The sequence below is a fragment of the Baekduia sp. genome, from assembly GCF_035996765.1.
Classification (GTDB): Bacteria; Actinomycetota; Thermoleophilia; order Solirubrobacterales; family Solirubrobacteraceae; genus Baekduia.
In genome coordinates, this window is sequence record NZ_DASYJG010000029.1 from 38,437 (window position 1) to 45,560 (window position 7,124).

Sequence of the window (7,124 nt, forward strand, 5' to 3'; positions counted from 1 at the left end):
CTACGCGGCGGTCGCGCGGGGCATGCCGGTCGCCGAGCGTGCGGCGTAGTCGACCGGCGTCCGTTCGACGAGGTAGCTGATGAGCGCCTCGATGACGCGCGGATCGAACTGCGTCCCGGCGCCGGCGGTCAGCTCGGCGACCGCCTCATCGTGGCTGAGCGGCTCGCGGTAGGACCGTTCGGACGTCATGGCGTCGTAGGCGTCGCAGGCCAGGACGATCCGGCTGCCGAGCGGGATCTCCTCGCCACGCAGGCCGTCGGGATAGCCGCTGCCGTCGAAGCGCTCGTGGCCGTGGCGGACCATGCGGGCGACGGGACCGAGACCCGGGACGGCGCGCAGGATCCGCTCGCCGACGATCGTGTGCTCGCGCATGACGGCCCACTCGTCGTCGTTGAGCGCACCGGGCTTGGTGAGGATCGAGTCGGGCACGGCGACCTTGCCGATGTCGTGCAGCAGCGCGGCGGCGGCGATGCGCTCGACGTCCTCGCCATCGAGGCCGATGCGCCGGGCGACGGCGCCGGCCAGCGCGACGACCTGCTCGGCGTGCTCGCCAGTGCCGCGATCACGTTCGGCCAGGGCCAACGCCAGCGCGCCGATCGCGCCGCGGGAAGGCTCAGTTGCCGGCAGGCGGCCGGGCGCGCCCACGCGCCCGCCACCGGCGAGACGCGCGCGCTCCAGGATCGCGGCTGCATCGGCCATCAGGCCGTCCAACTGGCCGGTGCCACCGTCGACGGCGATGCCGGCCGAGACGGTGACGGGCCCGCTCTGCTCAAGGACGGAGACGAGCCGCTCGGCGACGCCGCGAGCGCCCGACAGGTTCGCGCCGGGCATGACCACGGCCAGTTCGTCGGCGCCCGTGCGGCCGAGGACGTCCCCGCCGCGGACCAACTCGCGCAGGCGGCCGGCGACGGCCGCGAGGGCCTCGTCGCCGGCGGCCGAGCCGCGGCGCCCGTTGAGCGCGCGGAAGCCGTCGATGTCGACGAGCACCAGGGCAGCCGACTCGCCGCGGCGCTGCGAGCCCCGCAATGCCGCGGCGGCGGCCTCCCGGAAAGCATCCAGCGTCAGGACGCCGGCGCGGCGGTCCTTGCGCAGGTAGTCGTTGCGCTCGGCTTCCAACGCGGCGACCCGTGCATGCGTGGTGCGCAGCTCGTCGCGGAGGCGGCGGGACTCGGAGAAGGGCCGCTTGGCCCAGTCGAGTCCGTCCTTCTTGAGATCGCGTGGTCCCGACACGTGGTTGGTGTCGGCGCGCGCGCGGCCAGGCTCGTGCGGGCTGTAGCGAGAGTGGACGGATCGCTGAGCGATCGTGTTGTGTCCATCGCAACGGAGGCATCCGGTCCCGCCCGCAGAATGCAGTCCTCTGTGAACGTCCTCGGCATCGATCCCGGCCTCGCCAACACCGGCTACGGCGTGGTGTCCCGGCGCGGCATGCGCTTCGTCGCGCTGGACGGCGGCGTCGTGACCACCCGTGCCGGCGTCCCGCTGGAGCAGCGGCTGGCCACGATCTACGCGGAGGTCTGCACGTTGATCGAGCGCCATCAACCCGAGGCGGTCGCGCTCGAGGACCTCTTCTTCGGCCAGAACGCCGGCAGCGCCTTCACCGTCGGTCAGGCGCGCGGCGTGGTGATGCTCGCCGCCGGCCAGCGCGGCGTGCCGTGCGCGTCCTACACGCCCCAGCAGGTCAAGCAGGCGGTCTGCGGCACCGGTCGCGCGGCCAAGGAGCAGGTGGCGCGCATGGTCTGCACGCTGCTCGGCCTGCCCGACGACCCGCTGCCCGATCACGCGACCGACGCGCTGGCCGTCGGCGTCTGCCACGCCAACCACGCGCCGCTGGCGGCCGTAATGATGGCGGCCCGATGATCGCGCTCGTCGCCGGCGAGGTCTTCGTCCGCCGCCCCGACCACGTCGTCATCGAGACGGCCTCAGGCGTCGGCTACCGCCTCGCGGTCTCGGCCGAGACGCTGCGCCAGGTGCCGGCCGCCGGCGAGTCGGTCTCCCTGCTCACGCACCTGGTCGTCCGCGAGGACGCGCTGGCCCTCTTCGGCTTCGCCACCGAGGAGGAGCGCGACCTGTTCCTGCTGCTGATCGGCGTGCAGTCGGTCGGGCCTAAGATGGCCCAGGCCGTCCTGTCGGGCGGCTCACCGCGGGAGCTCATCGCCGCGCTGGCCGCCGGCGACGTCAAGCGGCTCACCGCCGTCCCGGGCATCGGCAAGCGCACGGCCGAGCGGATCATCGTCGAGCTGCGCGAGAAGGTCGGAACCGTCGAGGACGTGCCGGCCGGCGACATCACCGTCCGCCGCGGCGACGACCCGCGCAGCCTGGCGCGTGAAGGTCTTGTTGAGCTCGGCTTCACGATCGAGGAGGCAGACCGGCTGCTGGCCGCGACCTCGGGCGAGACCCCGGAAGACCTGCTGCAGCAGGCGCTGCGGGCGGCGCGCGCATGACCGGTCTGCGGATCCAGACGCCGGAAGAGGCGTTCGAGGAGGACGTCGACCGCTCGCTGCGCCCCCGGACGCTGCAGGACTTCATCGGCCAGGAGGGCCTCAAGGACCAGCTGTCGGTCTCATTGGAGGCCGCACGGCTGCGCGGCGAGGCGCTCGACCACGTTCTGCTCGCCGGCCCGCCCGGCCTGGGCAAGACGTCGCTGGCACAGATCCTCGCCGCCGAGCTGGAGGTCCCGTTCGTCCAGACCGCCGGGCCGGCCTTGGAGCGCAAGGCCGACATCGCATCCTTCCTCGGGGCGCTGGAGCCCCGCTCGATCTTCTTCGTGGACGAGATCCATCGGCTGAGCCGCGCGCTGGAGGAGACCTTCTATCCGGCGATGGAGGACCGCAAGCTGCCGATCACCGTCGGCCAGGGAGCGGGCGCGCGCGTCATGGACGTACCGCTGCCGCCGTTCACGCTCGTCGGCGCGACGACGCGCGCGGGGCTGTTGACGACGCCGCTGCGCGACCGCTTCGGCATCCAGCATCGCCTCGAGCCCTACGCCGGCCCGGAGCTGGCGGCGATCATCCACCGTTCGGCGCACATCCTCGGCTGTGCGATCGACGAGGGCGGCGCCGCCGCGCTGGCCCGCCGTTCACGCGGGACGCCGCGCGTCGCCAACCGGCTGCTCAAGCGCGTGCGCGACTACGCCGACGTCCGCGGCTCCGGCGTCGTCGACGTCCACGCCGCCAACGCCGCGCTCGACCTCCTGGAGATCGACGACCTCGGCCTCGACCGCCTCGACCGCGAGATCCTCGGCGCGATCTGCACCAAGTTCGACGGCGGTCCGGTCGGCCTCTCGACGCTGGCGGTCACCGTCGGCGAGGAGCAGGACACGATCGAGGACGTCTACGAGCCTTACCTCCTGCAGTGCGGCTTCCTCAAGCGCACGCCACGCGGTCGCGTCGCCACCTCACGCGCCTACGCGCACCTCGGCCTGGAACCCCCGGCCGACCGCGAGCAAGGCCTCTTCTAGCCACAGGGGCGCTGGCCGAGGGCGAGGCTGCGGGCCCCGCCCTTGCGCGTGATGTCGAGGCCGGCGGGGCTGCCGTCCAACCGCACCGGGTTGCCGTTGACGGTCACGCGCGTCGAGGCGAGGCCGATGTTCATGCGCACGCGCTTGGCCCGGAAGACCTTCTTGCCGGTCAGCGTGCCGCTGAACATCGTCGTGCCGTGGCCGTTGTCGACGCAGAGGAAGGTGGGGCGGATGCTGGAGTCGACGCGGACCGTGACGCCCTTGCCCGCGGCCGCCGCGGCGGCCGCCTGGCGCTTCTTGGCCGCGGCCGCCCGCTCGCGCTTGACCCGCGCGGCGCGCTTGCGCCGGCGCTGCGCCGCGGCGGCCTTGGTGTCAGCGGCCGGCGTGGTGGCCGTCGTCTCGGTCGGCGTCGTCGCCGTGGCGGTCGTCTCGGTCGCCGTGGTGTCGGTCGCCGTGGTGTCGGTGGCCGTCGTCTCGGTCGCGGTGGTCTCGGTCGTCGTCGGGTCCGTCGTGGTCTCGGTCGTGGTCGACGCCGGCGCGGCGCTCGTCTGCACCGGGAAGGTCGACGTCTCCGACGGCAGTTTGTCGGCCACGCGGTCGTCGTCACCGCCGGCGTTCAGCAGCGTCGCGCCCGCCGCGGCGGCGGCCAGGATCACGGCGACCGCCAGCAGGCCGGCGAGCGCCCGGCCGCGCGATCCGACCGAACCGCCGCCGGGCGGCAGCAGCAGCAGCCGCTGCCCGGGCTCGGCGGTCAGGACATCGGGCCGCACGCCCATTCCGGCGACGCGCATGGCGGCGGCGACGCGCCGGCGGGCCTCGGGCGTGGGCGCCGGCTCACCGAACGCGGCGAGCAGCTGATCAAGCGTCGGCGCCCGATCGGCGCCGCGTCCGCGCGCGGCGGCATTGGCGATCTCGGTTGCGATCGCCGCGTCGCCGAGCGGCACCTCTGGGTCTGAGGGGTGCTGTCCCGAGCTCTCCATTGGCCCGGGGGTCTACCAGAGGACCCGGCGCGAGGCTGCAACGTGGCCAGCGTGTTGTGTGGAGATGAAGGCTGCAACCACTCGGTCACGAAGTGTGTTCACCGTGCGGATACCCTGCTGACCGAAACGATGGCCCACCTCTTCATTTGCCCCAACTGCGGAAACCGCACGACCGAGACCGAGCGCAACGCCGGCTTCCGTCGTCAAGCGCGCGGCTGCGCGAAATGCGGCTTCGGCTTCCTCTTCGAGCTGCTCGACGACTACTACCCCGCGCCGGACGCCGCGTTCTTTGCCTGCGACCAGCACGGCAACGTGATCGCGTGCGGCCGCGGCTCGTTCGAGCTCACCGGCCTCGACGACGAGAAGGTGATCGGCCGCCCGGTCCGCGACGTGCTCGGGTTGCAGTTCGTCGACGACGACGATCCGGTCGGCACCGTCCTCGAGTGGGGCGTGCGCAAGCTCCGCCAGCCGGTGGAGGTCAATGCGGAGGGTGATCTGCCCGCTCAGGCGACCGCGGACCTGTTCCCCGCGTACGATGACGACGGAGGCATGCTGCTGATCCTGACGCCGGACAAGTGAGTCCGGCCGTCACATCTGTCCCAGCCCAGTACGCTGCCGTCCGCTCCGCATGACCGATCGCCGAAGAAATCTCATCGTCCTCGCCCTCGTCGGGCTTCTGTTAATCCTGTCGTTGGCAGTGATTATCCCTGGATCGCCGCTGTCGAAGAAGACGCGCCAAGGCCTTGATCTCAAGGGCGGAACGTCGCTCGTCTACCAGGCCAAGCCGACGAAATTCAGCAAGGTCACGTCGGATTCCATCCAGCGCACGATGGACATCATGCGCGAGCGCGTCGACAGCCTCGGCGTCGCGGAGCCCGAAATCCAGCGTTCTGGCAGTGACCAGATCGACGTGTCCCTGCCAGATGTCAGCAACGCGGATCAGGCCCAGCAGCAGGTGGGCACGACGGCCGTTCTGGCGTTCTATGACTGGGAGACCTCGGTCCTTGGTCCCGACGGCAAGCCGGACCCGACCAACTCGGGTGTCACGGGTGGTTCGTCGGCCGGGACACCCGGCGCCGGCACGCAGACCTTTTACGAGGCGGTCACCCGCGCCTCGAAGTTCAAGCCGACCAACGAGCCCGACGACACGACCGCCGGTCTCTTCTACGGGGTCGACAGCAAGGCCAAGACGGTCCTCTGCGGGCCGCAGGGCACCGAGGCCGACGCCCGCGACGCCTGCAAGAACTCCGGCAAGCGACCGACGTCGATCGTCGAGGTTCCGCAGGGCTACCTCATCGTCCAGGCTGAGGCCGACAGCACCAACAAGGCCGCGCAGGCCGCCGCGTCTGACGCCTATTACATCCTCAAGGACGACCCGGCGCTGCTCGGGCGCGACATCAAGGACCCGCAGCAGAACACCGACAGCGGCGCCGGCGGCTCGGGTCAGCCCGACGTCACGTTCAACTTCACCGACAGCGGCCGCAAGAAGTGGCAGAAGACGACGCGCGCGATCGCCCAGCGCGGCCAGGCCGCGATGTTGCCCGGTGTCCCGGCGCCCAACGTCGCCAACCACTTCGCGATCGTCCTCGACAACAAGCTGATCTCGGTCCCGTACATCGATCCGCAGCAGAACCCGGACGGCATCGACGGCTCCAACGGCTCGCAGATCTCGGGCAGCTTCACGATCAAGTCGGCTCAGCGCCTGGCCAACCTGATCAAGACGGGCGCCCTGCCGATCAAGCTCGAGCTGATCTCCCAGTCGCAGGTCTCGGCGACGCTCGGTCAACAGGCGCTGCACCAGGGCCTCATCGCCGGCCTCGTCGGCTTCGCGATCGTCGCGCTCTTCCTGCTGGCCTTCTACCGCGTGCTCGGCGTCATCGCCGTCATCGCGCTGGTCGTCTACGCGATCTACCTGTTCGCGTTGATCAAGCTGATCCCGATCACGATGACGCTGCCCGGCATCGCGGGCCTGATTCTGACGATCGGCGTGGCGGCAGACGCGAACATCGTCATCTTCGAACGCGTCAAAGAGGAGATCCGCGGGGGCAGATCGGTGGCCGCGGGCATCGCCCAGGGCTACAAGAAGGGCATCGCGGCGATCATCGACGCCAACGTCGTCACGTTCATGGTGGCCTTCATCCTCTTCATCCTGGCCACGGCCGGGGTCAAGGGCTTCGCGTTCACCTTGGGCATCGGCACGCTGACCTCGCTGTTCACGGCCGTCCTGGCCACGCAGGCCGTCCTCGGCACGATGCAGCGCTCGCCGATCATCACCCACCCCAACGCCCTGGGCGCCGGCGAGCGCAAGCGCCGCTGGACCCAGGACTTCATGGGGTCGTCGAAGTGGTTCTTCTCGGTGTCGGGCATCATCCTGCTCATCGGCGCGCTGGCCATCGGCGGCAAGGGCCTCAACTTCGGCATCGACTTCGAGTCCGGCACGCGCGCCAAGGTCGCGTTCGTCACGACGACGCCCTCGGAGAAGCAGGTCTCCCAGGTGCTGCGCGACGCGGGCTTCAAGAACCCCGAGGTCCAGAAGGTCCAGGGCGACAAGGCGCTCGGCGGCAAGGGCCTGCAGGTCTCGCTCGGCGAGACGGGCCAGAAGGCGTCCGGCGTCCAGCAGATCCTGGAGAAGCGGTTCGGCGCGACCAAGGCCTATCAGCAGGACTCGATCGGCCCGACGTTCGGCA

At 71.0% G+C, this 7,124-nt stretch carries 7 protein-coding genes; 5 read left to right on the forward strand and 2 right to left on the reverse strand.

Annotated features, from left to right (window positions below):
• Complete coding sequence (locus VGO10_RS06535) at positions 1 to 1,230, reverse strand: diguanylate cyclase (RefSeq protein ID WP_327466396.1); 1,230 nt, start codon at positions 1,228 to 1,230, stop codon at positions 1 to 3.
• 117 nt (positions 1,231 to 1,347) lie between these two features.
• On the opposite strand from VGO10_RS06535, the gene ruvC reads away from it, so the two are divergent.
• The 3 genes from ruvC to ruvB are packed head-to-tail and all read left to right on the forward strand — an operon-like array spanning position 1,348 to position 3,457.
• Positions 1,348 to 1,857 (forward strand): crossover junction endodeoxyribonuclease RuvC, encoded by a 510-nt coding sequence (ruvC, locus tag VGO10_RS06540; RefSeq protein ID WP_327466398.1) that lies wholly within the window; start codon positions 1,348 to 1,350, stop codon positions 1,855 to 1,857.
• Entirely contained in the window at positions 1,854 to 2,441 is a 588-nt protein-coding gene (gene ruvA, locus VGO10_RS06545) for a Holliday junction branch migration protein RuvA (RefSeq protein WP_327466400.1), read from the forward strand. Before ruvC ends, ruvA begins: the two co-directional genes overlap by 4 nt.
• Positions 2,438 to 3,457 carry a Holliday junction branch migration DNA helicase RuvB gene (ruvB, locus tag VGO10_RS06550; RefSeq protein WP_327466402.1) on the forward strand — a complete coding sequence of 340 codons (1,020 nt, stop codon included), beginning with the start codon at positions 2,438 to 2,440 and terminating at the stop codon, positions 3,455 to 3,457. The genes ruvA and ruvB overlap by 4 nt, the downstream gene beginning before the upstream one ends.
• On the opposite strand, the gene VGO10_RS06555 is transcribed toward ruvB, so the two are convergent.
• Positions 3,454 to 4,437 (reverse strand): hypothetical protein, encoded by a 984-nt coding sequence (locus tag VGO10_RS06555; RefSeq protein ID WP_327466404.1) that lies wholly within the window; start codon positions 4,435 to 4,437, stop codon positions 3,454 to 3,456. The two genes, ruvB and VGO10_RS06555, sit on opposite strands and share 4 nt — an antisense overlap.
• A 42-nt stretch (positions 4,438 to 4,479) precedes the next feature.
• On the opposite strand from VGO10_RS06555, the gene VGO10_RS06560 reads away from it, so the two are divergent.
• Both VGO10_RS06560 and secD read left to right on the forward strand, forming a co-directional pair.
• Entirely contained in the window at positions 4,480 to 5,016 is a 537-nt protein-coding gene (locus VGO10_RS06560) for a PAS domain-containing protein (protein WP_327466406.1), read from the forward strand.
• 118 nt (positions 5,017 to 5,134) lie between these two features.
• A partial coding sequence (secD, locus tag VGO10_RS06565; RefSeq protein ID WP_327466408.1) for a protein translocase subunit SecD occupies positions 5,135 to 7,124 on the forward strand: 1,990 nt, incomplete at its 3' end.

Bases quoted from the DNA above. Each gene is read 5' to 3' on its own strand.
- ruvC (WP_327466398.1), top strand. From the start codon at position 1,348: ATGCAGTCCTCTGTGAACGTCCTCGGCATCGATCCCGGCCTCGCCAAC.
- ruvA (WP_327466400.1), top strand. From the start codon at position 1,854: ATGATCGCGCTCGTCGCCGGCGAGGTCTTCGTCCGCCGCCCCGACCAC.
- ruvB (WP_327466402.1), top strand. From the start codon at position 2,438: ATGACCGGTCTGCGGATCCAGACGCCGGAAGAGGCGTTCGAGGAGGAC.
- VGO10_RS06555 (WP_327466404.1), bottom strand. From the start codon at position 4,437: ATGGAGAGCTCGGGACAGCACCCCTCAGACCCAGAGGTGCCGCTCGGC.